We start from the raw sequence: 25,187 nt of genomic DNA, 5'->3' as shown, positions 1-25,187 counted from the left end.
CCCGGGCGGGCTCGTCCGGCGGGGGCGGTCTCGCCGCGGCTAAGCTCGGGACCCGGCCCGGACCGGGCCGAAGGAGACGTGCACGGGTGCCCTGGGCCCCGTGGACCATCAGACGTAGCGGGGTGTGAGAGTACGTGGCCGCCGAATCCAGTTTCGACGTGGTGTCCAAGCTCGACCGGCAGGAGGTCGACAACGCGCTGAACCAGACGGGCAAGGAACTGTCCCAGCGGTTCGACTTCAAGGGCACCGGGACCACCATCGCCTGGCAGGGCGAGGACGGCATCGAGATCAAGAGCGGCTCCGAGGAGCGCGCCGCCGCCGCTCTGGAAGTCTTCAAGGAGAAGCTGGTCAAGCGCAAGCTCTCCCTGAAGATCCTCGACGCGGCGGAGGAGGCGAAGATCTCCGGCAAGGAGTACCGCCTGCCGATCAGCCTCAAGGAGGGCATCTCCTCCGAGGACGCCAAGAAGATCTCCAAGCTCATCCGGGACGAGGGCCCCAAGGGCGTCAAGGCGCAGATCCAGGGCGAGGAACTGCGGGTCAGCTCCAAGAAGAAGGACGACCTCCAGAGCGTCATGAACCTCATCAAGGAGAAGGACTTCGACCTGGCGCTGCAGTTCGTGAACTACCGGTAGCCATCCGGAGCGCCGAACGGCCGCCCGCCCCGTCAGGGGTCGGGCGGCCGTCGTGCTTCAGCCCAGGTCCCACTTGCGGCGCAGCGCGCGCAGACGGCGGATCCTCTCCTGGACCGGCGGGTGCGCGGAGAAGAGGCGCCCGATGGTGTCCGGGAAGGGGTTGGTGGTCATCAGGTGCGAGGTGGCCAGCAGGACGCGTTCCCTGGGCAGCGGGTAGGCCCGGTTGCCGGTCTCCAGCTTGCGCAGCGCGTCGGCCAGGCCGATCGGGTCCCCGGTGAGCTCGGCCGCCTTCTCGTCGGCCCGGAACTCCCTGGCCCGGCCCACCCCGAAGTAGATGACCACCGCCGCCAGCGGGGCGAGTAGGGCCACCATCAGCCCGCCCAGCAGGTTGGGCAGGTCCGTCTCCTCCGAGTCACCCAGCGGGATCAGGAAGGAGATCGCGGTGAGCGCCGTGATGAGCGTGGTCAGCGTCGCCGCCACCGCGCTGATCAGGGTGTCGTTGGAGCGGATGTGCGCGAGTTCGTGCGCCAGGACCCCGCGTAGTTCGCGTTCGTCGAGGGTGCGCAGCAGGCCGGTGGTGCAGCACAGGGCGGCCCGGCGCGGGGTGCTGCCGGTGGCGAAGGCGTTGGGCGAGCGCACCGGCGACAGGTAGAGCTTGGGCATCGGCTGCCGGGCGGCCGTGGCCAGTTCCCGCACGATCCGGTAGAGCTCGGGGCGTTCGATCTCGCTGACCGGCCGGGCCCGCATCGCGCGCAGCGCCAGGGAGTTCCCGAACAGGTAGACCAGGACCCCCGCGCAGACCACCAGCGCGATGGAGAGCTGTGCGCCCTTCTCCGCGCCGCACAGCCAGCCGACCACCACGGCGAGCACCGCGGCCCCGACGAACAGTCCGACCGCGCGGATCGCGTTGACGTGCACGCGCTCTCCCTTCCGCTGTTCGCCGCCGCCCGGCATTTGATGCGTACATGGTGACAAACGTGCGGGTCGGCGTCTTGCGTTCCCCATGTGACCAGCTGTCGGTCACATCCCCCTTCCTGCCAGGATCCGGAAGCCTGTGACAAAGGCCACCCGGGCCGCCCCCGAGCTCGGCCGACGACCTATAGTGCGAACGTGGCCCTTGTCACTCCGGGCACCGAGGATGCGGGAGAACCCCTCAGCCAGGTGAGCGGAGGGCCGAGTCGTCGGAGGTTGGCAGCCGAGGCGACCCGGTCGCGGTTTCGTACCGTCGAACGCCGCGCTGGGTTGGCGCACCCAGGGCGAGCGGAGGGCCGTGTTGTCCGTATTGCCCCTGATCCAGACACCCGGCCCGTGACGGTGCCCGGTCGGGGGCAGACACCCGAGCGCCGCCGCCCGTCACGACCGGCGGCTCACCGAGGAGGTCGTCGATCTCAGTGGCCAAACAGATCGAACAGCTCGACCGGGTCATCATCCGGTTCGCCGGGGACTCCGGCGACGGGATGCAGTTGACCGGTGACCGTTTCACCCAGGAGACCGCGTCGTTCGGCAACGACCTGTCGACACTGCCGAACTTCCCCGCCGAGATCCGCGCCCCCGCGGGCACCCTCCCCGGGGTCTCCAGCTTCCAGTTGCACTTCGCCGACCACGACATCATGACCCCGGGGGACGCCCCGGACGTGCTGGTCGCGATGAACCCCGCCGCGCTCAGGGCCAACCTCGGCGACCTGCCACGGGGCGCCACGATCATCGTCAACACCGACGAGTTCACCAAGCGCAGCCTGGCCAAGGTCGGCTACGCGGTCGACCCGCTCACCGACGGCACCCTGGACGCGTTCCACGTCAGCGCGGTGGGCCTCACCTCGATGACGGTGGCGGCCCTGGCCGACTCCGACATCTCCAAGAAGGACGCCCAGCGCGCGAAGAACATGTTCGCACTGGGGCTGCTGTCCTGGATGTACAACCGGCCGACGGAGGGGACGACGTCGTTCCTGAAGTCCAAGTTCGCGAGCAAGCCGGACATCCTCGCCGCCAACCTCACGGCCTTCCAGGCCGGGTGGAACTTCGGTGAGACCACGGAGGACTTCGCGGTCTCCTACGAGATCAAACCCGCGAAGCTCCCGGCTGGCACCTACCGCAACATCACCGGGAACCTGGCCACCGCCTACGGGCTGATCGCCGGGTCCCAGCAGTCGGGGCTGCCCCTCTTCCTGGGTTCGTACCCGATCACCCCGGCCTCGGACATCCTGCACGAGCTGTCCCGGCACAAGAGGTTCGGCGTGCGCACCTTCCAGGCGGAGGACGAGATCGCGGGGGTCGGCGCGGCCCTGGGCGCCTCGTTCGGCGGCTCGCTCGGGGTGACCACCACCTCGGGCCCGGGCATGGTGCTCAAGCAGGAGGCCGTGGGCCTGGCGGTGATGACCGAGCTCCCGCTGGTCATCATCGACGTCCAGCGGGCCGGCCCCAGTACCGGCATGCCCACCAAGACCGAGCAGACGGACCTGCTGATGGCCCTCTACGGGCGCAACGGCGAGTCCCCGCTGCCGGTGGTGGCGCCGTCCTCCCCCGCGGACTGCTTCGACGCGGCGGTGGAGGCGACCCGGCTGGCGGTCAAGTACCGGACCCCGGTGATCATGCTCTCCGACGGCTACCTGGCCAACGGTTCGGAGCCCTGGCGGCTGCCGCAGGTGTCGGAGCTGCCGAAGATCGAGCCGGCGTTCGCCACCGGGCCCAACGGGCCCGACGGCGAGTTCCTCCCCTACCTGCGCGACGAGGAGACGCTGGCCCGCCCCTGGGCGGTACCGGGTACGGCGGGGCTGGAACACCGCATCGGCGGGATCGAGAAACACGCCGAGAGCGGCGACATCTCGTACACGCCCGACAACCACGACCTGATGGTCCGCACCCGCCAGGCCAAGGTGGACGCCATCGCCCGGGACATTCCCGAGCTGGAGGTGTCCGACCCCACCGGCGACGCGAAGGTTCTCGTGCTGGGCTGGGGCGGAACCTACGGGTCCATCACCGCCGGGGTGCGCCGGGTGCGGCGCGCGGGCGGCCGGGTGGCCCAGGCGCACCTGCGCCACCTCAACCCCTTCCCCGCCAACCTCGGCGAGGTACTGCGGAGCTACGACCGGGTCGTGGTCCCGGAGATCAACCTGGGCCAGCTGTCGCTGCTGCTGCGCGGCCGCTTCCTGGTGGACGTCATCGGCTACAACAAGGTCCGCGGACTGCCCTTCAAGGCCGAAGAGCTCGCGGACGTGCTGCAGGAGGTCATCGACCGTGACTGAGAACCTCAACGGCGCCTCGCACCGGAACGGGACCGCGGGACCGAACGGCGCCGCGCACGGCGAGGGGCTGGCCGGACTGCGGCTGGTGCCCAAGACCGACACCGGGTACAAGGCGAAGGACTTCAAGTCCGACCAGGAGGTGCGCTGGTGCCCCGGCTGCGGTGACTACGCGATCCTGGCCGCCTTCCAGTCCTTCCTGCCGCAGCTGGGCGTGCCGCGCGAGAACATCGTGATGGTGTCCGGGATCGGCTGCTCGTCGCGGTTCCCGTACTACCTGAGCACCTACGGCGTGCACTCGATCCACGGGCGCGCCCCGGCGATCGCGACCGGGCTGGCGACCAGCCGACCCGACCTCTCGGTGTGGGTCATCACCGGGGACGGCGACGGGCTGTCCATCGGCGGCAACCACCTGATCCACGCGCTGCGCCGCAACGTCAACATCAACGTGCTGCTGTTCAACAACCGCATCTACGGGCTGACCAAGGGCCAGTACTCCCCCACCTCCGAGGCCGGGAAGATCACCAAGTCCTCGCCGGTGGGTTCGCTGGACCACCCGTTCAACCCGGTGTCGCTGGCGCTGGGCGCGGAGGCGGGTTTCGTGGCGCGGACCGTGGACTCGGACCGCAAGCACCTGACCTCGGTGCTGCGGGCCGCGGCGGACCACCCCGGCGCGTCGTTCGTGGAGATCTACCAGAACTGCCCGATCTTCAACGACGACGCCTTCGAGCCGTTGAAGGACCCGGCCGCGCGGGACCTGCGGCTGCTGCGGATGGAGCAGGGCGAGCCGCTGCGGCTGGGCCCGGACCGGGGTGTGGTCTCGGGCGAGTTCGGCGGTCTGGAGGTCGTGGACGTGGACTCGGTCGGCGAGGACCGGCTGATCCGGCACGACGCGCACCGCCGGGACCCGGGGTACGCGTTCGCGCTGTCCAGGCTTGACCAGCCAGCGTTCGAGCACGTACCGATCGGCGTGTTCCGGAACGTGCGGCGGCCCACCTACGACGACCTGCTGAATGAGCAGGTGGAGGACGCGCGGGCCGAGCGCGGCGACGGTGAGCTGGCGGCGCTGCTGGCCAGCGGGGACACCTGGACGGTCGACTGACCGGACACGGGCCCCTCGCGTAGTCCCCCCGGACGGCGTCGGTGGCCCCCTCAGGTATTCCCCCGGGCGGCGTCGGGAAGTTCACCGGCGCCGCCCGGCTCTGCGCACACGAGAGCCGGGCCCCCAGGCAATACGCTTCCCCCATGCGTATCGTCATCGCCGGAGGACACGGGAAGATCGCGCTGCGGCTGGCCAGGCTTCTGGCCGCCCGCGGTGACCGGCCCGTCGCCCTCATCCGCAACCCCGACCACACCCAGGACGTCGTCGACGCCGGGGCCGAGCCGGTCGTCATCGACCTGGAGCAGGCCTCGGTCACCGAGCTGACCGAGAAGATCATGGGCGCGGACGCCGTGGTGTTCGCCGCCGGCGCCGGGCCGGGCAGCGGCGCCGCCCGCAAGTCCACCGTGGACCACAAGGCCGCGTCCCTGACCGCAAACGCCGCCGCCCTGGCCGGGGTGCGGCGCCTGGTGCAGATCTCCGCGATCAACGTGGACCAGCCGGTGCCGGAGGGCGCCGACGAGGTCTGGGCCGCCTACGTGGCGGCGAAGAAGGCCGCCGATGACGACCTCAAGGAGCACGACCTCGACCTGGACTGGACCATCCTGCGTCCCGGGCGGCTGACCGACGAGGCCGGAACCGGCCAGGTGGACCTGGGCGAGGCCGTGGAGCGCCATGACGTGACCCGTGACGACGTGGCCGCGGTGATCGTCGCGCTTCTGGACGAACCAGGTACGGCCAAGAAGGTTCTCAACCTGGTGAACGGTAGGACACCCGTCCTCGAGGCCGTCCGCGCCGTCGCCGGATAAGCGGTTCCGGGCCGCAGGGCCCGGGGCTCCGGTCCTCGGGGGTCCCGAGGACCGGAGCCCCGGGAGGTCCTCGGCGGTTCCCGTCTTCCCTGGCGGTTCCGGCCCTCTGTGGCCAGATGCCCTCATAGAAGGCATGATGGTGGGCGGAGCCCGGCGGAATCCCGTCACGGTGGACGCGGACGACCGGGAACGACCCCGACGGGTGAAGCAGCTCCGCAGAGCAGATGGGTACGGTTATTCATGAGCGTCACACAGGTCGTGAGGGACAGCACGGTCGTCGAGCACGCCAAGGTCGCCGCGCAGCAGAAGCGCCGGATGTTCATCATCCAGCTCGAGGTCAACGCCTACGACGAGGCCTCCAGCAAGCTGCGCCCGGGGCTGACCCGCATCCTCGAGGGCATCGAGGAGGCCGGGTGGCGCCTTGAGCTGATCACCCCGAGCGAGTCCGGCGAGTCCGCGGCCGCGCGGCTGTTCATCTTCCGCCCGGACACCGACTCCAAGAAGGAGCCGGAGCAGGCCGAGGCCCAGCAGCAGGCCCCGCAGCAGGACCAGAGCGGGCAGCAGCAGGCTTACCAGCAGCACCCCACGGGCGCCCAGCAGCAGGACCCGTACGCGGGTTACGGCCAGCAGCCCGGCTACGGGCAGCAGCCGCAGCAGGGTTACCCCGGTTACGACCAGCAGCAGTACCCGGGATACGGCCAGCAGCAGCCGGGGTACGGGCAGCAGCCCGGCTATGGTCAGCAGTACCCGGGTTACGGACAGCAGCAGGGCTGGTAGCCGAACCCGCTTTTCCGACAGCAGGGCCCGCACGGTGTGACCGTGCGGGCCCTTCTCTGTATCCCTGGTGTCCGACTTGTGCCCGCCTTTGTGCCCTCACGGCGTGCGATGTCGGACAGTGAAGTATTCCGATGCATTCGCCAGAAGTCTTCTCTGGCCACGCTTTCGGTTGTGTAACGCGGACGTCCACAAAGCAGCGAAATAACGGTCATGTCGCCCCCGAAGCTGAAGAAAATCCGGGGAAACTCTGGATTCTTCCTCGAAACTACTTCGAGCACGGGCCTGGCTACGCTAAGTTAATTCCGGCGGCCGCAGCCAACCTGTTTTGCACTTCCGAAAGGTAACCACCATGACCCGTATCGCCAAGGTTTCCGGATTCGTCCTGGCCGCTGGCCTCGCCTTCGGCGCCCTGAGCGGGACCGCCGCGGCCGACAACAACGCCAAGATCCAGAACATCACGATCCCGATCTGCGTGGACGTCCTCAAGGCCTCCGGCATCAGCGCCAGCGGCTGCAACGTCGTCGACTGGGACTCCGCCACGGGCATCGCCGTCCACGACTAGTCGTCGCGACAGGCAGCCGAGCCGTCGCGACACACCCCCGGGTCCTCGCGACACGCCTCATCAGACCTTCCAGTAGCACTCGAACAGCACGACCCGAAAAGGAAGCACACCATGAAGCGCATCACCGCCGTCTCCGGCCTCGTCCTCGCCACCGGCCTCGCCCTGGGCGCCATGACCGGCACCGCCGCCGCGGACAACAACGCCAACATCCAGAACGTGACCGTGCCGATCTGCGCCGACGTCATCTCCTTCGCGGGCTTCAGCTCCAAGGGCTGCAACGTCACCAGCATCACCGAGACCACCGGCATCTCCATCAAGAACTGGTAGTCCACACTCCCAGAGCGCGGATGACGCGGGGCACGGTGCCACGGCACCGTGCCCCGCTCTTCCGTGTTCCCCGGGGGCGAGCGCCCGGAGCGGAACCCCCGAACGGGGGTCAGGCTCCGCAGACGCCCTCTGCGACACCCTCCACGGGGTCCGTCACCAGCCGCGCGTGGGCCGCCGTGTCATAGCGCGAGGTCCCGTAGCGGAGCTTGGCCCGCTCGATCCCCTCGGGCCGGAAACCCGCCCGCCGCGCGGCCACGCACGACCCCGGGTTGTTGATCCGGTGCCCCGTCTCCACCCGGTACAGGTCCAGCTCGGCGAAGGCGAACTCCGTGGCCAGCCGGGCCCCGGCCGAGGCCACGCCCCGGCCCTGCTCGGCGGGGTGCGTCCAGTAGGACAGCCAACCGAAGTCGTGTCTGCGACTGGAGACCGAGACCTGGACGTGGCCCAGCGCCCGGTCCGTGCCGTCGACCACCACGAACCCGTGCACGTCCTTCTCCTTGGCCAGGATCTCCCGTCGCGCGATCCAGTCCAGCGCCTCGTCCGGTGTGTGCGGCACGTCCGACTCCTGCCAGGCCAGTTCGTCCCAGCGGAAGGCCTCCAGCAGCCGGTCGACGTCGCCCCGGTTCCACTCACGTACGCGGTACAACCACAACCCCTCTCACCGACGGTCCCGATCGCGCCAACCTAGAACCGTCGCCGGGCCCAGACAAGTCCTTTCCCGCGCCGCGGGTGGAAAAGGGGGGATGCACGGACGTGTCACGGACGGGCCGGTGTGATACGTCTTCCCTGACATGACGACGACAGAGGTCTTCGAGGAGCACCGCTCCCTGCTGAACGGGGTCGCCTACCGCATCCTCGGGACGGCCGCCGACGCCGAGGACGTGGTCCAGGAGGCGTGGCTGCGCTGGGACCGGGTCGCCGGGGGCGAGGTCGACAACCCGCGCGCCTACCTGGTCACGGTGGTCTCCCGGCTGGCCATCGACCGGCTGCGCAAGGCCAGTTCCCAGCGCGAGTCCTACGTGGGCGAGTGGCTGCCCGAGCCGGTCAGCGACCTGCCCGACGGCGCCGAGCGGGCCGAGCTCGCCGATTCGGTGGAGTTCGCGCTCATGGTGGTGCTGGAGACGCTCAGCCCCCTGGAGCGGGCCGTGTTCGTCCTGCACGAGGCCTTCCAGCTGCCCTACGCGCAGATCGCCCAGGTGATCGGCCGTAGCGAGCAGGCCACCCGACAGCTGGCCCGGCGGGCCCGGGACCACGTGCGGGAGCGCCGCCCGAGGTTCGAGGCCGACCAGGCCAAGCGCCGCCGGATGACCGAGCGCTTCCTCCAGGCCTGTCTGGAGGGCGACCTGGACGGGCTCAAGGGGCTGCTCGCCGACGACGCCACCCTGGTCAGCGACAGCGGCGGCAGGGCGCGGTCCCCGCTGCGGGTGCTGCGCACCTCACACAAGGTGGGCCGGTTCCTGGCCTCGCTCTCCCAGGAGCGCAACATCACGAGTTTCATGGAGTCCGTGGGCCTGGAGGACGCGTCGGACCTGAACACGGAGGTCACCGAGGTGAACGGCGGTCCGGCCGCGGTGGTCTCCGCGTCGGGGACCCCGCTGATCCTGCTGGCGCTGGACGTGTTCGAGGACCGGGTCCAGCACGTGTACCTGTTGGTCAACCCGGACAAGATGTCACGTCTGCGGGTGGCCGGGCCGTCCTAGGTGCATGGACGTCACCGTTGTGGGCGACGGCCCCGCCAGCCTGGGTGCGGCCGCCGCCGGACCCGGCGCGCACGACCCTGCCGCAAGCCCACCGCGCCCCGGGCGGCCGGGCCCGATCAGCCGGGGACGTGGCTGACCGCCTCGACGTTGTTTCCGTCGGGATCGCGCACGAACGCCCCGTAGTAGTGCTCGTGGTACTCGGGCCAGACCTTCGGCTCGTGCAGGACCGCCGCCCCCGCGGCGACGGCGGCCTGGAAGAAGGCGTCGACCGTCGCCCGGTCGGGGGTTCCGAACGCGATGTGCGACTCCCGGGCCGGGCCCTCCGTCTCGCTGGGCGAGATCCAGAACCGGGGGTGGTCGGTGCCGTAGCCGATCACCGGCCCGTACTGGAGCATGCGACGGTGCCCCAAAGCGGCGAGGACGGCATCGTAGAAGGCGGCACTGGCTTCGGGGTCGGCGACCTGGATACCGAGGTGATCAAGCATGGCCCGAGTGTGGCACGCGCCACTGACATTCTCCGGATGGCCCACCTCCGCGCGCCCGCGCGTTCGAGCCTGTGGAAACTCGCCAGTAACCCAGCATGGCTCTGAATACTGGTCTTCGTGCACCAGAGGAGGCAGTATGCCTGTCATGGCTACCAGGTACCCCGACGTACCCGAACGACGGCTGACCGTGGACGACCTGGAGAACACCCCGGACGACGGACGCCGGTACGAACTGGCCGACGGGCGGCTTCACGTGTCTCCCGTACCCAAACCACTGCACACGCGTGTGGCCTACCGTCTGGGCTTCCACCTCGGCAACCACGCGTCGGATGACTTGGAGATCGGTGAGGGCCCCGGCGTGGTCCTCGGCGGGGATCCAGGAAAGCACCGCATCCCCGACCTGGCCGTCTTCGACCAGGAACCCCCGGAGGAGGGCTACTACACCGTCCCGCCGCTCCTCGCTGTGGAGATCGTCTCCCCGGAGAGCGTGCTTCGCGACAACCACACCAAGCGATACGAGTACGCCGCCTTCGGCATCCCCTCCTACTGGATCATCAACCCGCATCCTGACAAGCCGGGCATCATCGAGTTCCGTCTGGTGGACGGAGCCTACGAGGAGGTCGGGCAGACCCAGGACGAGGAGCTCTTCGAGACCGAGCTCCCCTTCCCCGTCAAGTTCGTCCCGCACTGGCTCGTGGCCAGCGGCCCCTGGCGCACGAACCTCGGCGGGCCGGAGGCGCCGTAACCCCCGGAGGGCCCGGGATCCCGCACGGCATTCGGCCGCGCGCGGCGAACCACGCGCTCTTCGTCCGCGTCACACCCTGACGCGGGTGCGCCCCCACCCGTCCGGCCCCACCGGACCTCCCGGCGCGAGGGCCCGTGTCCGTGCTGAGGAGCCGCATGGGATTCGTCCGAAACCGTGCCCGATCGCTCAGACCCCTGACAGACGCAGGACCGGTACTGGTCCCGGCCCTGTTCGCCGTCCGGCTGGCCGAACGACTGGTGCCACCGCTGACCGCGCTGGCCCTGGCCGCCCTGGTCACCGAGATCTCCCCGCCCGTCTCCCCGGAGCTGTTCACCGCGGCCCTCGTGCCGATCCTCCTGCTCGCCCTGGTGCTGTTGGCCGGGCACCTGGGCGAGTCCGCGGCCGCTCCGCTGGAGTACCTGGTCAAGTCCCGGGTGGACGGCGCCCATCGTTCCCGGGTGGCCCGGATGGCCGCCTCGGCGCCCGGTATCGCCGCTCTGGAGTCCCCCGAGGTCCGGAAGCTTTTGCGTGAGGTGCGCGCCGACCCCGACCACGGCGTGGAGACCACCCCGGGCGACGGCGCGGTCGCCGTGCTCAAGTGGGTGTGCGGGCTGCTTGGGGCGGTGGTGACCTGCGCGATCCTCCTCCAGTACGCCTGGTGGGCGGTGCGGAGTCCTACCGGTCGCAGCAGCACCTGTTCGAGACGGTGGCCTCGGCCGAGGGCGGTAAGGAGGTCCGTGTGGCCGGGGCCGCCGACCGGCTCATCGAGCTCCAGGAACAGGCCTGGGACGAGGCGGTCCGGATCCGGTTTCGGGCCCGGGTCGGCGCCGCTCTGTGGAACGCCGCCGGGTGGGCGGTGTTCGTGTCCGCCTTCGCCGGGGCGATCGCGCTGGTCGTGTACCGGGCCGCCACCGGGGCCGGCGGCGTGGGCGACCTGGTCCTGACCGTGATGATGGCGGTCAGCCTGCGCCAGACCATGCAGAGCACCGTGGCCGCCACCGTGGAGGCGGCCGGTTCGCGCAGAGTCGTGGAACCGTACCTGTGGCTGCGCGCCTACGTGCGCACCCAGCGGGAGCGCGCCGTCACCGCCGACCCGCCGCCCACCGCGCTGAGGCGGGGTATCTCCCTGGACCGGGTGGACTTCACCTACCCGGGCACCGGCCGCAGGGCACTGGACGGGGTCACCGCGGAGCTGCCCGCGGGTGCGGTGGTCGCGGTGGTCGGCGAGTACGGCTCGGGCAAGACCACCCTGGTGAAGCTGCTGCTGTCGCTGTACACACCGGATTCGGGGAGTATCCGGCTGGACGGCGCCGACCTGGCGGGGATCTCGGTCAAGGCCTGGCGGGAACGCTGTTCGGCGGTCTTCCAGGACTTCGGCCGCTTCCACACGCGCTTCGGCGTGACCGTGGGGCTCGGCGACCTGTCGAGGATCGACGACACCGATGCCCTGCGCGGGGCGATACGCGCCGCCGACGCCGAGGATCTGGTCGAACGGCTGCCCGAGGGGAGGGACACCCAGCTGGGCCGCGAACTGGGCGGCACCGACCTGTCCGAGGGGCAGTGGCAGCGGACCGCCCTGGCCCGTGGTTCGATGCGCGGCGACCCGCTGTTCTTCGTGCTGGACGAGCCGACGGCCTCGTTGGACGCGCACAGCGAAGAGGCGATCTTCCGCCGGTACATGGAGCGGGCCCGGGTGTACGGGGCCAGGACCGGCGCGGTGACCGTGGTGGTCTCGCACCGTTTCTCCACGGTGGCCGGGGCCGACCTGATCCTGGTGATGGACCGGGGCCGGATCACGGAGTCGGGCGGCCACCGCGAACTGCTCGCCCGGGGCGGAACCTACGCCGAGCTCTACGGCCTCCAGGCCCGCGCCTACGCGCCCGGCGGCACCGGGTAGGGCTTACCAGCGGAGCAGGGCCAGGTGGGGCACCGGCGGACCGCTGGCTCTCGGGGCCGGGGCGCCCCTTCAGCGGACGGGCGAAGACAGTGGGACGATGTTGTAACAGATGTTCCGAAAGCGAAGGATCGCCGTTGTGAAGCCCTCGACCGTCGCCGACTCGATCCGGACTCGCCTGGGTGACTTCAGCTCAGGGGAGCGCCGGGTGGCGAGGGTGCTGCTCGCCTCCTACCCGACCGCCGGACTGGAGACGGTGCGACTGCTGGCCGAGCGTGCCGGCGTCAGCGCCCCGACCGTTCTGCGGTTCGCCAACCGCCTCGGTTTCGCCAACTACCCCGAGTTCCAGCGGAGCCTGCTGGAGGAGCTTTCCGAGCGCGACCAGTCCCCGCTGAACGCCTACAGCTCGGAGACCGCGGAGGAGGCGCGGGAGAAGCTGGACCCGGAGCACCTGGGGAGGTCGGCCGCGGCGACGCTCTCCGAAGCGGTGGAGGAGACCCTGACCGGGATCCCGCGTTACGAGCTGGAGGCCGCGGTCCGCCTGTTGAGCGACCCCGACCGGCGGGTCGTCGCCTGCGGCGGCCGGTTCTCCCGGGTGCTCGCCCAGTACCTGGTCCTGCACCTGATGCAGGTGCGGGGGCGCAGCACGGTGCTGCCTGACAGCCCGGTGGAGCGGGCCGACCTGCTCTGCGAAGCGGGTCGGCGGGACGTGTTCGTGATCTTGGACTTCCGCCGGTACGAGGAGGAGCACCTGCGTCTGGCCGAGAGGGTGGCCGAACAGGAGGCCAAGGTCGTCCTGCTGACCGACCGGTGGCTGTCACCGGTCTCGGGGGTGGCCGACGTGGTCCTGCCCGCACAGGTCGGCTCCCTGTCCGCCTACGACTCCCTGGTGCCGACCATGGCGGTGTGCGAGGCGCTCGTCGCGGGTGTGATCCACACGCTCGGTGATCGGGCCGAGGAACGGCTACGCCGTTTCGAGGAGACCAGCCACAGGTTCGGGCTGCTCTGACGGCCTGGCCACTCGGGCCACTCACCGGCAGACCGTGTTCTTCTTGTTCCATCGTGCCAGCTCATGCCCAAGTAACGATTCATACGTTATATATTGCTCGAACATCAGGTGATCTGTAACACTTGTTTCAGTCTTTCCGGCTGGCTGAACCGAAGAGGATCCCCTGATGAACACGATGCTGCGCGCGGGCTCGATACTCGCCCTCCTGGGCCTGATGACCACGGCCTGCGGGTCCGACGACACCCCCGAGCCCGCCGCCGGGCCGGTCACCATCGAGGACGTGGGCCCGGTCGAGGCCGACGACGCCCTGGTCGGGCAGCTCCCCGACCGCCTGAGTGAGGGCGACCGGATCAGCGTCGCCACCAACGCCCCCTACGAACCCTTCATCGCCTTCCGCGAAGAGGGCAACCAGAAGGACTTCGTCGGCCTGGACCACGACCTCGTGCTCGCGGCCTCGGCGCGGCTGGGCCTGGAAGCCGAGTTCCAGCAGCAGCCGTTCGACGGCCTGGTCCCCGGCCTCCAGGCCGGGAAGTACGACGTCATCGTGGGCGGCATCACCGACAACCGGGAGCGCCAGGAGGTCGCCTCCTTCGTCGACTACTCGGCCTCGGGCACCGGTGTCCTCACGACCGGCGAGAACCCGTCGGGGATCGGGGCGATCTCCGACCTGTGCGGTCTGCACGTGGCCGTGCAGCAGGCCTCACGCCAGCAGGAGATCCTCGAGGACTACGCCGAGGAGAACTGCGACGAGCCGCTGCGGATCACCAGCTACCCCGAGAACACCCAGGCGGTGACCGCGCTCAAGGCCGGCATGGTCGACGCCGTCGGGGCCACCCAGGTCAACCTGGTGCAGACCGCCGCCGAACTCGGGGACGAGGTCGAACTGGTCATCGACCCCGACCACCCCAACGGCTACCTGGCCAGCCCCAACGGCTTCGGCTTCCTCAAGGCCGAGGAGGAGCTGGTCGAGGCCTATCGTGCCGCCCTGCAGTCGCTGATGGACGACGGCACCTACGAGCAGATCCTCGCCAAGTGGGGCCAGGAGGCCATCGCCCTGGACGAGGCCACCGTCAACCAGGCGATCGACTGACCGTCCCCTCCTCCCCCGCCGAACGGCCCGTGAGGGGCCTTCGGCCTCACCGAACCCAAGGAAGAGCCATGCCGACCCCGGCCGCACCGCCGACACCCCGGGCCGCCGCCCCGCCCCGGCCAGAGGAACTCACCGCCGTCCCCGTCCGCCACTACGGGCGCTGGCTGGGAGCAATCGTCGTCTCCCTGGCCGCCGGATCCCTGCTGTGGTCGCTGCTTACCAACCCCAACCTCGACATCCGCCTGGTCCTGAGCTACCTGACCCGGGACTTCGTGCTCAGGGGCCTGGGCATCACCATCGTGCTCACCGTCGTCGCGATGGTGATCGGTGTGCTGGGCGGCGTACTGCTCGCGGTCATGCGCATGTCCCCCAACCCGGTGCTGCGCACCGTGGCCTGGTTCTACCTGTGGTTCTTCCGCGGTACCCCGCTGCTGGTCCAGATCATCTTCTGGGGCTTCCTCGGGGCGCTCTACCCGCGCCTGTTCATGGAGATCCCCTTCACCGGCATCGTCCTGTTCGACGAACCCACGAGCCAGGTCGTCACCCCCTTCGTCGCGGCCGTGCTCGGCCTGGCCCTCAACGAGGTCGCCTACGCCGCGGAGATCATCCGGGGCGGCATGCTCTCGGTCGACCGGGGACAGACCGAGGCCGCCCAAGCGCTGGGAATGCGCCGGATCAAGATCCTGCGGCGGATCGTCCTGCCCCAGGCCATGCGGGTCATCGTCCCGCCCATGGGCAACGACACCATCAACATGCTCAAGATGACGGCCCTGGTGTCCGTCATCGGCGGCAGCGACCTGCTCACCGCCGTGCAGAACGTCTACGCGCAGAACTTCCAGGTCATCCCCCTTCTCGCGGTGGCGGTCTTCTGGTACCTGGCGCTGACGAGCCTGCTCTCGGTCGGACAGCACTACCTGGAGAAGCGCTTCGGCCGGGGCTTCGGCGAGACCGCCGCGCCCCGCAACGGGGCGCTGTCCCGACTCATCAGCACCAAGGAGCGACTGTGACCGTGACGGCGAACGAAGAGATCGTGGTCGCTGAGGGCGTACGCAAGAACTTCGGCAGGTTGGAGGTGCTCAAGGGCATCGACCTGACCGTCCAGGCGGGCGAGGTGTGCTGCGTCCTGGGCCCTTCGGGCTCGGGCAAGTCCACGTTCCTACGCTGCCTCAACCATCTGGAGAAGATCGACGGGGGCCGCCTGTCCGTGAACGGCCGACTGGTCGGCTACCGCCAGGTCGGCAACCGCCTGCACGAACTCCCGGAGCGGGACATCGTCGCGCAGCGGCGGGAGATCGGGATGGTCTTCCAGCGGTTCAACCTGTTCCCGCACCTGACCGCCCTGGAGAACGTCCTGGAGGGCCCCCTGCACGTGAAGGGGGAGCCGCGTGGCGCGGCGGTGGCACAGGCGCACCGGCTGTTGGCGAGGGTCGGGCTGGCCGAGAAGGCCGACACCTACCCCGGCCAGCTCTCGGGCGGCCAGCAGCAGCGCGTGGCGATCGCCCGCGCCCTGGCGATGCGGCCCACGGTGATGCTCTTCGACGAGCCGACCTCCGCGCTGGACCCCGAACTCGTGGGCGAGGTGCTCGACGTGATGAAGGACCTGGCCCGCGAGGGCATGACGATGATCGTCGTCACGCACGAGATCGGTTTCGCCCGCGAGGTGGCCACGCGGCTGGTCTTCATGGACGGCGGCACCGTCATCGAGGAGGGCGACCCGGCGAGCGTCCTCGACGACCCGCAGCACGCGCGCACCCGCGCGTTCCTGTCCAAGGTCCTGTGAGGGGGATGCGACACCTCCTGGAGGGGGCCGAGCGCCTCTACCCGCAGTACCTGGAACGACTGGCCGAACTCGTGTCCATCGACAGCGGTTCCCTGGACGCACGCGGCGTCGACGCCGTGGGCGACCGGATCTGCGCCTACCTCTCGGCGGCGGGGCTCGGGGTGGAGCGGCACCGGGTGGCGCACCCCGACGGCACCAGGTTGGGGGACGCGGTGGTCGGTCGGCTCACCGGCCGCGGAAGCGGACCCCGCATCCTGCTGGTCGGCCACATGGACACCGTCTTCGAGCGCGGGACCGCCGCGGATCGGCCGTTCTCCGTCCGTGAGGGCAGGTGGGCTCGGGGCCCCGGCGTGTGCGACGACAAGGGCGGCCTCCTCGCCGGGATCACCGCCCTGGCACAGCTGGCCCCGGACTGGGACGGCGGTGAGGTCACCCTCTACTGCGGCCCCGACGAGGAGATCGGATCACTGGGCAGCCGTCCTCTGCTCAGTGCTCTGGCGGCGGAAGCGGACGCCGCCCTGTGTCTGGAGTGCGCACGGGCCAACGGCGACATCGTCTGCGGCCGCAAGGGCGTGGCCGACGTGGAGATCCTCTTCCGCGGCCGGGCGGCCCACGCGGGAATCGACCGTGACCTGGGAGCAAACGCCGCTCTGGCCGCGGCGCTCGCCACGGTCGAGCTGGAGGCCCTGAACGGCCGGTGGCCGGACGCCGGGCTCAACGTCGGGGTGTTGCGCGCGGGTGAGCGGCCCAACGTGGTGGCCGGGCAGGCCCGGCTGGTCCTGGACGTGCGAGCCGAGCACAACGCCACCTTCGATGCGGTGCTGGCGGCGGTACACCGGATCGTCGAGGGCCCGCTGGTGGACGGGGTGAGCGCCGCGGCCGAGGTGATCGCCCCCTCCCCGCCCTGGCGGACCGGCCCCGGGCAGGGCTGGGTGCGCGACGAGGCGCTGCTGTTGGCCCGGGAGCTCGGGATCGCCCTGCGGGCCGCGAGCACCGGCGGCAGCGCCGACGCGAACCTGGTCGCCGAACACGGAATCCCGGTGCTCGACGGACTGGGCCCGGTCGGCGGAGGTGACCACGGCACCGACGAGTGGCTCGACCTGCACTCGGTGGTGCCGCGGGTCGCGCTGCTGGTCGGGCTGATCAGAAAGGTTTCCGAGGCCCTGGCGGACCGGGGGGTCCTGGCCCGGGAAGCGGGCTAGCCGCACCGCGGCAGCGCGTACGGGGGAGAGAAGCGGCCGCCCCGCCCCGGGGCGGCCCACAGCGAGGAGGTAGAGATGACACGAACACCTCTGGGCGGGCTCACCCGTACGGGTGCCGCCCTGGTGGCCACAGCCCTCACCGCGGCGCTGAGCGCCCCGTTGGCCGCGCACGCCGACAGCTCAGGGGGCCCGGGCCCCCTGGTGCTCATCGGAGGCTCCCTTGCGGACGAGCGCATCTACCAGGAGATCGTCGAGCTGGCGGGCGGCCCCCGGGCGCGCTTCGGGATCGTCACCGCGTCCTCGGTCCCCGAGTCCTGGGACCCCGACGCCGGGACCGACCGCTGCAACAACAGCAGGTGCAACGGCGAGTACTACGCGGACCTGCTCCTCGAGCACGGGGCGGGTTCTGCGGAGTGGATCCCGGTGGACCTGGACCACCTCGACAACGCCGAGTCCGCCGAGGTCGTGGAGCAGGTGGGCTCGATGGACGGCTTCTTCTTCGGCGGCGGCGACCAGTACCGCTACGTCACCACCCTGCTGCGCGGCCCCGAGCACGAGGACAGCGCCGTCCTCGCCGCGATCCGCGAACGCCTGGAGCAGGGCGCCCTGGTGGCGGGCACCAGTGCGGGGGCCGCGATCCAGCAACAGGGCCCGATGGTCACCGGCGGGGACAGCTACCAGGGGGTGCGCGACGGTTCGTCCCCGGGCTACTTCGACGACCCGACCGTGCTCGGCTACCTGGAGGAAGGCGGCTTCGGCTTCTTCGGCCACGGGCTGGTGGACACCCACTTCGCCGAGCGCGGCAGGCAGGGCCGGATGATGCGGCTGGCCGCGGACACCGGTCAGGACCGGGTCTTCGGCGTGGACGAGGACACCGCGCTGGTGGCCACCGGTGCCGGCCGGATGAGGGTGGTGGGCAGCGGAGCCGTGCACGTCCTCGACCTGAGGCGGGCGCGGGCGGGGTCCGAACGCGGAGAGTGGAGCGTGTCGGGAGTGCGCTGGTCGGCGCTCACCCACGGCGACGCCTACGACGCCGTGTCGTGGACCGCGTCCCCCGGGGAGGGCAAGGCGCCGCTGCGGCCCTCCGGCTCCTTCGCCAGGAAAGGCAAGGACGTCTTCTCCTCCTACGACGCGCCCCGGCGCAACCCCGGGGAGATGCTGCGGCTGGCCCGCGAGCTCGCCGACAGCGGCAGGAGCACCGGCGTGGACGGGCTGACCTACGAGCGCTCCCCGCGCTTCGTGGTGGAACTGGACAAGACGGACGGGTTCGCCGCCTACCGGAGCAGTGCGGAAGGCGTCTCCTTCATGGACCTGCGGGTGGGCGTGTTCCGGTACTGAGCCGGTCCCGCCCCGGAACCGCTCCGAACACCCGCGGTACCTCCGACTTCGCCCCGCCGGGCCCGCGCCCGGCGGGGCGACCCGCGTGCGGGGAGCGGGACAGGCCGTGTCCGGAGCCGGCCCGAGGGTGCGCTGCCGTGGAAACGAAGTCCGCTGAAGCAGCTCGGAGGGGGTCGGGGTAACCTCGTCGGGCCAGTTCAACTCCACGCGGTGGAACAGGGAACCCGGTGTGAATCCGGGACTGACGCGCAGCGGTGAGGGTGACGGGCGGGCACGTCACGGGACTCCGCTCCCGGGACAGCCACTGGGGCAGGGCCCCGGGAAGGCGCTCCGTACCGGTCGAACCCGAGTCCGAAGACCTGCTGGTGCTGGCGGTGAGCGACCGCCAGGTCATCCGCGGACCCCGCGCACGGGTCCCCTGACCCGAAGGACACGCATGCCCGACGCGGCCCGCACACGGCGTGACCGCTGCCCCGGCGTACTCAGACCCTGGTCCGCCGACGACGGTCTGCTGGTCCGCCTGCGCCTCGTCGGCGGTCGCCTCCCCGCCGACTCACTGCTCGCCCTGACCAACGTGTCCGAGGAGTACGGAACCGGACGGGTCCACGTCACCGGCCGGGCCAACCTTCAGCTGCGCGGACTGCCGGGCGACCGGGGGAACCTGCTCCCCGAGGTGCGGCGAGCCCTGGAGGAGACCGGCCTGCTGCCCTCCCCCACCCACGAGCTGGTACGCAACATCATGGTCTCCCCGTGCACAGGACAGCAGGCCACCGGCGGCGGGCGGGCCGACCTGCGCCCCCTCGCCTCGCAGCTGGACACGATGCTGTGCTCCGTCCCGCGCCGCGCCGAGCTGCCCGGACGCTTCCTGTTCGTACTGGACGACGGGCGCGGTGACCTGCTCGACCGGTCCTGCGACCTCGGGCTCGTCGCCCTGGACGAGCGCCTCGCCCAGCTGAGGCTCGGTGAGGACTGGGGACCGGTACTCCCGCTCGACGAGGCCCCCGCCGCGCTCCTGCGGTTCGCGGACGAGTTCCTCGACCGTCGCGGACAGGGCCCCACCGCGCCGTGGCACGTGGCCGAGCTCACCGAGCCCCTGGCCGAGCCCTCACCGCCCGACACGCGGCTTCCGAGGCCCTCGCCTCCCCTTCCCTACGGCCCCGTGCCCGGAGGCGGATTCCACATGCGCATCACCGACCGGGGGCTGGGCCGCGATGCGGTGGAGGACCTCACCGGGAGGGCTTCCGACGCAGGACACGGAGAACTCGTCGTCACGCCCTGGCGCGGCGCCCTCGTACCCGGGGAGGCACGGTGACCGAACCGCGCCGGCCGAACCGGCACTACGAGTACGTCGACGACGGTCCCGCGATCTACGTCGACTCCTTCGCCACCATCCGGCGCGAGGCCAGGCTGGAGCACCTGCCCGCCAACGCCGAACGGCTGGCCGTGCGGATGATCCACGGCACCGGCCAGGTGGACCTGGCCGAGGACCTGGTGGTTCATCCCGACCTGGTCCCCGCCGCCCGCGCGGCCCTGGAGGACGGCGCGCCGATCCTGTGCGACGCGCGCATGGTGGCCAGCGGGGTGACCGCGCACCGGCTGCCCAGCGACAACGAGGTGCTCTGCTTCCTCGGCGACACCAGGGTCCCCGGCCTGGCCCGGTCCTGGGGCACCACCCGTACCGCGGCCGCGGTGTCCCTGTGGGAACCGCTGCTGGAGGGTGCCGTGGTCGCCGTCGGCAACGCCCCCACCGCGCTGTTCCACCTGTTGGAGATGCTGGCCGACGGGGCGCCCAGACCGGCCGCGATCGTCGGCTGCCCGGTCGGTTTCGTCGGTGCCGCCGAGTCCAAGGAGGCCCTCGCGGAGTTCGCCGGACAGCACGGGGCCGACATCCCGTACGTGACGGTCCGCGGGCGTCGCGGAGGCTCCGCGATGACCTGCTCCGCTCTCAACGCACTAGCCAAGGAGGAGGAGTGACCGGACGTTTCCACGGCGTGGGAGTCGGCCCCGGCGACCCCGAGCTGATCACCCTGAAGGCGGCCCGGCTGATCGCCGCCGCCGACGTCGTCGCCTACCACGCGGGGGTGCGCAAGGCCTCCAACGCCCGCCGCATCGCCGCGTCGCTGATCCCGGCCGCCGCGATCGAGGAACAGCTCACCTACCCGGTCACCACCGGCGCGACCGACCACCCGGGCGGGTACGCGGGGGCGCTGGCCGACTTCTACGAGGACTCCGCGGCGCGGCTGGCCGCGCACCTGGACGCCGGGCGCGACGTGGTCCTGCTCTCCGAGGGCGACCCGCTGTTCTACGGCTCGTACATGTACATGCACGACCGGCTCTCCGAACGGTACGAGACCGAGATCGTGCCCGGGGTCCCGGCGTTCGGCGCGGCCGCCGCCGCTGCCGCCGCACCGCTGGTCCGGCAGACCGACGTGCTCACGGTGCTGCCCGGCACCCTGCCCGAGCCGGAGCTGGCCCGCCGTCTGGCGGACACCGACGCGGCGGTGATCATGAAGCTGGGCCGGACCTTCCCCTCGGTGCGCCGCGCGCTGGAGTCGGCCGGGCGGCTGGAGCACGCCGTGTACGTGGAGCGCGCCTCCATGGAGGGTGAGCGCAGGCTCCCCGTCGCCGAGGTCGACCCGGCCACGGTGCCCTACTTCTCCCTGATCCTGGTCACCGGGGACAGCCGCAACGGCAGGAGGTCCCGCGAACAGGCGGTACCGGAGCCCCAGGCCGCCGAGCCCGCCGCCTCGGCCGCCGAACTCCTGGTCGTCGGTCTGGGACCAGGTCCCGACCACTGGCTCACCCCCGAAGTCTCCGCCGCGCTGGCCGGGGTCGACCACGTGGTGGGTTACGGCCCCTACGTCGACCGCGTCCCGCAGCGCCCCGGCCTGACCCGGCACGCCTCCGGCAACACCGTCGAACTCGACCGCGCCCGGCTCGCCCTCGGCCTGGCTCGCCGGGGGGAGCGGGTGGCGGTGGTCTCCGGCGGGGACGCCGGGGTGTTCGGCATGGCCACCGCCGTTTTCGAGGCCGCCGAGGAACCCGGGTACGCGGCGGTGCCCGTCCGGGTGCTGCCCGGGGTCAGCGCCGTCCAGGCGGTCGCGGCCAGGGCGGGCGCCCCCGTGGGCGGGGACTTCGCGGTGATGAGCCTGTCGGACCGGCTCAAGCCGTGGGAGGTGGTCGAACAAAGGCTGCGGGCCGTCGCCGAGGCCGACATGGCGCTCGCGGTCTACAACCCGGCCTCGCGTTCACGCACCGAGCAGATCGCCACGGCGGTCAGGGTCCTGCTGGAACACCGCAAACCCGAAACGGTCGTCGTGGTCGGGCGCGGCATCGGCCGCGAAGGCGAGTCCCTGACGGTGACCACCCTGGGCGAACTCGACCCGGCCGTCATCGACATGCGCTGCCTGCTCATCGTCGGCGCCTCAGGTACACGGGTCTCGTCCTCGGGGAGAGTCTGGACGCCGAGGTGGGTGAAGCCGTGACCGTGCACTTCGTGGGGGCCGGTCCGGGCGCCGCCGACCTGCTCACCGTGCGGGCCACCCGGATGCTCGCCGGGGCGGACGTGGTCCTGTACCCGGGGACCTACCTGGACCCGGACGTACTGGACCACTGCGCGCCCGGCGCCGAACTCGTGGACACCCAGGGCCTGGACCTGGACCGCATCACCGAACGGCTCGTCACCGCGCACTGCGACGGCCTCGACGTGGTCCGGCTGACCTCGGGCGACCCCTCGCTGTACTCGGCGCTGGCCGAGCAGACCCGCCGCCTCGACGACCGCGGTGTCCCGTGGGACGTCACCCCGGGGGTTCCCGCCTACGCCGCGGCGGCGGCGCTGGCGGGGCGTGAGCTGACGGTGCCGCTGGTGGCCCAGTCGGTGGTGCTGACCAGGACCCAGGCCCGCTCGACCGTCATGCCGGAGTCGGAGTCCCTGGCCGCGTTCGCCGCGACCCGGGCCACGCTGGTGCTGCACCTGGCGATCCGCCGGGTGCGGGAGCTGATGGGGCGGATCGAACCCGAGTACGGCGCGGACTGCCCGGTCGTGGTCGTGTACCGGGCCAGCCAGCCGGACGAGGCGGTGCTGCGCGGCACGGTCGCCACCATCGCCGACGCGGTCGAGGAGGCGGGCCTGCGCCAGGCGGCGGTGATCCTGGTGGGGCGGGCGCTCGATCCCCGGTCGGGGGGCGAGTCGTACCTGTACGACCCGGCGCGGCCCCGTTGACCACGCCCCTGTGCCTGGCCCCGGTCAGCCGCGTCAGCGGGTGAAGCGCTTGAGCCCGGTGGTGTCCAGGGTGACGCCGATACCGGGGATGGGAACGGCCTCACCGTAGGGATGGGTGCTTCGGTCCAGGTACTGGCCTTGAACGGGTCGGCTGTGCACCACCACGGCGTTGGCGTCCCGGTCCACCAGAAGGTAGACGCCGGTTCCGGTGGCCGCGTAGGCGGCGGGCTTCTCGACACGATCACGGGCATGGGTGTCGGCGTCCCAGGAGGTGACCTCGACCACGGCCAGGACTCCGTCCGGGTCAGCCCATTCCCCCGCCTGGTCGAAGTGACCGATCGGTGAGAGGACACCGTCGGGACGGGCGCGCCCGTTGTGATAGGTGTCGACCTTGATTCCCAGTCCGCTGGTGAGGAGGTCCAGATCGGGGCGATGGGCCATGAACTCACGCATCAGCCAGGTGAGGATCCCCGCGTGGGCTCCGTCGGTCACCTTGTGGACCCAGACCTTCCCGTTGAACATCTCCATACGAACGCGGTCGGCATCGAATGCCTGTTCCGCGAGGTGCTCGAACAACTCGGGGCTCATCGGGAGCGTCGGCCTTTCGGGCGGCGGGTAGTGCTCTGCGACGGTCATGTGTCCCCCTGAGTGATTCAGCGACGGGTGGCGATGACGCGGACACGGCCTCAGGCCCGGGTGTTCGGCGGCTTGTCGGGGAAGCAACCGAGTGCGGTGGTTCATGCCCCGCACATGGCCAGGGTAACGCCGAGGAGGAGCTGAGGGCGGAAGACAGTGGAATCCGGAGGGGCCGAGGCATCCCCGGTCCCGCCCGAGTCACTCCAAGTCGTGTCGGACCGGTGCGGACAGGGCCCACTGGGTGACGGTGCGCGCGGGGGTCCAGCCGGTGAAGGTGCCGATGGGCGCCGCCGACTCCACCGCGATGCGGGTCAGCTCTCCGCCGTGGGTCCGGTAGGCGTGGGCCAGCAGTTGCTCGGTCTCCAGGGTCACCCCGTGCACCACCAGACGGCCCCCGGGGCGCAGCGCGCTCAGGCAGGCGTCGAGCACGCCGGGCCGGGTGGCGCCGCCGCCGACGAACACCGCGTCGGGCGCGACCAGTCCGGCCAGGGCGTTGGGGGCCCGCCCGGTGACCACGTCCAGGCCGGGGACCCCGAGGCGACCCGCGTTGCGCCCGATCCGCTCGGCCCGCCCGCTGTCGGCCTCCACGGCCGTGGCCCTGCAGGCGGGGTGGGCGCGCATCCACTCGATCCCGACCGATCCGGCGCCCGCCCCCACGTCCCACAGGTGTTCGCCGGGAGAGGGCGCCAGCCGGGCCAGGGCCGAGGCCCGCAGGTCCCGCTTGGTGAGCTGTCCGTCGTGCTCGAAGGCGTCGTCCGGCAGCCCGGCGAGCACCCCGAGCCCGGGGGGCCCGGCCAGCTCCAGGGCCAGCACGTGCAGCGCGGGGACCTGTTCGGGCGGGGCGGCCAGCCATGCGTCCGAGGTGGTGGAGAGCCGGGACTCCGTGGACGCCCCCAGGTCGCCGAGTACGGTCATGCGGCTTTCCCCGTAGCCCGCTCCGGCCAACAGGGCGGCGACCGTCGCCGGGGTGGCGGCGCCGGAGGACAGCACCAGGACGCGGCGTCCCGGTGCGAGCCTGCGCAGGAGCACGCGCGGGTCCCGGCCGACCAGGCTCACCACCGAGCACCCTTCGGCCGACCAGCCCATCCGCGCCCGGGCCAGGGACACCGAGGAGACGGCGGGCTCCACCCGCACCGCGTCCGCGCCCAGCAGGCCGACGAGCGTGGTCCCGATCCCCGACACCATCGGGTCGCCCGAGGCCAGGGCCACGACCTCACGGCCCGCCAGGGACTCCAGCAGCGGCACCAGCCCTTCGCTCAGGGGTGAGGGCCACACCTGCCGGTGCTGTCCGGGCCCGGACGGCAGCATCTCCAGGTGCCTGCGGCCCCCCAGCACGACCTGGGCCGCCAGGACCAGTTCGCGCAGCCTCTCGGGGAGGCCTGGCCAGCCGTCGGCGCCGATACCGACGACGGTGATTCGGGGAGGGGACGCCTGAAGCCGCATGCACAGGACGCTATCGTGGCGGCCGAAGGCGCGAGGTGCCCCGACCACCCAACCATCGGAAACGGTGGGGAAGGCGACAGGGGAGAATCTGGGAAGCCCGGTGAGATTCCGGCACAGGCCCGCTGCGGTGAACCGAGCCTCCGACCAGGAGGACCCGGCAAGTCCGAAGACCGGCCCCGCGCCCGCCCATGACCTGTG

At 71.3% G+C, this 25,187-nt stretch carries 24 protein-coding genes, 1 pseudogene and 2 riboswitches; of the genes and pseudogenes, 20 read left to right on the top strand and 5 right to left on the bottom strand.

Annotated elements, in window-relative coordinates:
• Positions 1-134 precede the first annotated feature (134 nt).
• On the top strand, positions 135-632 hold the full coding sequence (locus HNR07_RS29850; protein ID WP_184369150.1) for a YajQ family cyclic di-GMP-binding protein: 498 nt from the start codon (positions 135-137) through the stop codon (positions 630-632).
• A gap of 57 nt (positions 633-689) precedes the next feature.
• On the opposite strand, the gene HNR07_RS29845 is transcribed toward HNR07_RS29850, so the two are convergent.
• Positions 690-1,550, bottom strand: a complete 861-nt coding sequence (locus HNR07_RS29845; RefSeq protein WP_184369147.1) for a M48 family metalloprotease — start codon at positions 1,548-1,550, stop codon at positions 690-692.
• 473 nt (positions 1,551-2,023) lie between these two features.
• Between HNR07_RS29845 and HNR07_RS29840 the strand changes: the two are divergent.
• The 6 genes and pseudogenes from HNR07_RS29840 to HNR07_RS29815 all read left to right on the top strand — a co-directional run.
• A pseudogene (locus HNR07_RS29840) lies at positions 2,024-3,832 on the top strand (2-oxoacid:acceptor oxidoreductase subunit alpha); the annotation flags it as partial.
• 34 nt (positions 3,833-3,866) lie between these two features.
• Positions 3,867-4,973, top strand: a complete 1,107-nt coding sequence (locus HNR07_RS29835; protein ID WP_376769960.1) for a 2-oxoacid:ferredoxin oxidoreductase subunit beta — start codon at positions 3,867-3,869, stop codon at positions 4,971-4,973.
• A gap of 143 nt (positions 4,974-5,116) precedes the next feature.
• The gene (locus HNR07_RS29830; protein ID WP_184369141.1) at positions 5,117-5,779 is read left to right on the top strand and encodes an NAD(P)H-binding protein; all 663 of its coding nucleotides are present in this window, start codon (positions 5,117-5,119) and stop codon (positions 5,777-5,779) included.
• 240 nt (positions 5,780-6,019) lie between these two features.
• A complete protein-coding gene (locus HNR07_RS29825; protein WP_184369138.1) occupies positions 6,020-6,556 on the top strand; it encodes a hypothetical protein in 537 nt (178 codons plus the stop codon).
• A gap of 349 nt (positions 6,557-6,905) precedes the next feature.
• The gene (locus HNR07_RS29820) at positions 6,906-7,118 is read left to right on the top strand and encodes a hypothetical protein (RefSeq protein ID WP_184369135.1); all 213 of its coding nucleotides are present in this window, start codon (positions 6,906-6,908) and stop codon (positions 7,116-7,118) included.
• A 111-nt stretch (positions 7,119-7,229) separates the two neighbouring features.
• Positions 7,230-7,445: a hypothetical protein gene (locus tag HNR07_RS29815; RefSeq protein WP_184369132.1), complete on the top strand. Its 216-nt coding sequence runs from the start codon at positions 7,230-7,232 to the stop codon at positions 7,443-7,445.
• A gap of 109 nt (positions 7,446-7,554) precedes the next feature.
• Here HNR07_RS29815 and HNR07_RS29810 read toward each other — a convergent pair whose 3' ends face one another.
• A complete protein-coding gene (locus tag HNR07_RS29810) occupies positions 7,555-8,091 on the bottom strand; it encodes a GNAT family N-acetyltransferase (RefSeq protein ID WP_184369129.1) in 537 nt (178 codons plus the stop codon).
• Positions 8,092-8,236: 145 nt separating this feature from the next.
• Between HNR07_RS29810 and sigJ the strand changes: the two genes are divergently transcribed.
• Positions 8,237-9,145: an RNA polymerase sigma factor SigJ gene (sigJ, locus tag HNR07_RS29805; RefSeq protein WP_184369126.1), complete on the top strand. Its 909-nt coding sequence runs from the start codon at positions 8,237-8,239 to the stop codon at positions 9,143-9,145.
• 116 nt (positions 9,146-9,261) lie between these two features.
• Here the strand turns inward: sigJ and HNR07_RS29800 are convergent, their stop codons facing one another.
• Positions 9,262-9,630: a VOC family protein gene (locus HNR07_RS29800; RefSeq protein WP_184369123.1), complete on the bottom strand. Its 369-nt coding sequence runs from the start codon at positions 9,628-9,630 to the stop codon at positions 9,262-9,264.
• Positions 9,631-9,775: 145 nt separating this feature from the next.
• Here HNR07_RS29800 and HNR07_RS29795 point away from each other — a divergent pair, with 145 nt between their 5' ends.
• The 12 genes from HNR07_RS29795 (at position 9,776) to cobM (ending at position 22,910) form a co-directional block, all read left to right on the top strand.
• Positions 9,776-10,375: a Uma2 family endonuclease gene (locus HNR07_RS29795; protein WP_184369120.1), complete on the top strand. Its 600-nt coding sequence runs from the start codon at positions 9,776-9,778 to the stop codon at positions 10,373-10,375.
• A gap of 658 nt (positions 10,376-11,033) precedes the next feature.
• Positions 11,034-12,272, top strand: coding sequence for an ABC transporter ATP-binding protein (locus tag HNR07_RS29790; protein ID WP_312894020.1), 1,239 nt, complete (start codon positions 11,034-11,036; stop codon positions 12,270-12,272).
• 136 nt (positions 12,273-12,408) lie between these two features.
• Positions 12,409-13,278 (top strand): MurR/RpiR family transcriptional regulator, encoded by an 870-nt coding sequence (locus HNR07_RS29785; RefSeq protein WP_184369117.1) that lies wholly within the window; start codon positions 12,409-12,411, stop codon positions 13,276-13,278.
• Positions 13,279-13,444: 166 nt separating this feature from the next.
• Complete coding sequence (locus tag HNR07_RS29780; RefSeq protein ID WP_184369114.1) at positions 13,445-14,368, top strand: ABC transporter substrate-binding protein; 924 nt, start codon at positions 13,445-13,447, stop codon at positions 14,366-14,368.
• 68 nt (positions 14,369-14,436) lie between these two features.
• The gene (locus HNR07_RS29775; RefSeq protein ID WP_184369111.1) at positions 14,437-15,375 is read left to right on the top strand and encodes an amino acid ABC transporter permease; all 939 of its coding nucleotides are present in this window, start codon (positions 14,437-14,439) and stop codon (positions 15,373-15,375) included.
• Entirely contained in the window at positions 15,372-16,148 is a 777-nt protein-coding gene (locus HNR07_RS29770; RefSeq protein WP_312894019.1) for an amino acid ABC transporter ATP-binding protein, read from the top strand. Before HNR07_RS29775 ends, HNR07_RS29770 begins: the two co-directional genes overlap by 4 nt.
• A 5-nt stretch (positions 16,149-16,153) precedes the next feature.
• Positions 16,154-17,350: a M20/M25/M40 family metallo-hydrolase gene (locus tag HNR07_RS29765; RefSeq protein ID WP_221318978.1), complete on the top strand. Its 1,197-nt coding sequence runs from the start codon at positions 16,154-16,156 to the stop codon at positions 17,348-17,350.
• 75 nt (positions 17,351-17,425) lie between these two features.
• Positions 17,426-18,688 carry a cyanophycinase gene (locus HNR07_RS29760; protein WP_184369104.1) on the top strand — a complete coding sequence of 421 codons (1,263 nt, stop codon included), beginning with the start codon at positions 17,426-17,428 and terminating at the stop codon, positions 18,686-18,688.
• A gap of 177 nt (positions 18,689-18,865) precedes the next feature.
• A riboswitch (cobalamin riboswitch) is annotated at positions 18,866-19,069 on the top strand.
• A 55-nt stretch (positions 19,070-19,124) separates the two neighbouring features.
• Complete coding sequence (locus tag HNR07_RS29755) at positions 19,125-20,000, top strand: nitrite reductase (RefSeq protein WP_184369101.1); 876 nt, start codon at positions 19,125-19,127, stop codon at positions 19,998-20,000.
• Positions 19,997-20,662 (top strand): precorrin-8X methylmutase, encoded by a 666-nt coding sequence (locus tag HNR07_RS29750; RefSeq protein WP_184369098.1) that lies wholly within the window; start codon positions 19,997-19,999, stop codon positions 20,660-20,662. Before HNR07_RS29755 ends, HNR07_RS29750 begins: the two co-directional genes overlap by 4 nt.
• A complete protein-coding gene (locus tag HNR07_RS29745; protein WP_184369095.1) occupies positions 20,659-22,173 on the top strand; it encodes a precorrin-2 C(20)-methyltransferase in 1,515 nt (504 codons plus the stop codon). The genes HNR07_RS29750 and HNR07_RS29745 overlap by 4 nt, the downstream gene beginning before the upstream one ends.
• The gene (gene cobM, locus HNR07_RS29740) at positions 22,158-22,910 is read left to right on the top strand and encodes a precorrin-4 C(11)-methyltransferase (protein ID WP_184369092.1); all 753 of its coding nucleotides are present in this window, start codon (positions 22,158-22,160) and stop codon (positions 22,908-22,910) included. Before HNR07_RS29745 ends, cobM begins: the two co-directional genes overlap by 16 nt.
• A 33-nt stretch (positions 22,911-22,943) precedes the next feature.
• Here the strand turns inward: cobM and HNR07_RS29735 are convergent, their stop codons facing one another.
• Both HNR07_RS29735 and cbiE read right to left on the bottom strand, forming a co-directional pair.
• Complete coding sequence (locus tag HNR07_RS29735) at positions 22,944-23,546, bottom strand: Uma2 family endonuclease (RefSeq protein WP_184369089.1); 603 nt, start codon at positions 23,544-23,546, stop codon at positions 22,944-22,946.
• A 198-nt stretch (positions 23,547-23,744) separates the two neighbouring features.
• The gene (gene cbiE, locus HNR07_RS29730; RefSeq protein ID WP_184369086.1) at positions 23,745-24,989 is read right to left on the bottom strand and encodes a precorrin-6y C5,15-methyltransferase (decarboxylating) subunit CbiE; all 1,245 of its coding nucleotides are present in this window, start codon (positions 24,987-24,989) and stop codon (positions 23,745-23,747) included.
• A 90-nt stretch (positions 24,990-25,079) separates the two neighbouring features.
• Positions 25,080-25,161: riboswitch (cobalamin riboswitch) on the top strand.
• Positions 25,162-25,187: the final 26 nt, after the last annotated feature.

Source organism: Nocardiopsis metallicus, from assembly GCF_014201115.1.
Taxonomy (GTDB): Bacteria; Actinomycetota; Actinomycetes; order Streptosporangiales; family Streptosporangiaceae; genus Nocardiopsis; species Nocardiopsis metallicus.
The sequence above is the reverse complement of the archived record's forward strand: the minus strand, read 5'-3'. Positions and strand labels throughout refer to the sequence as shown.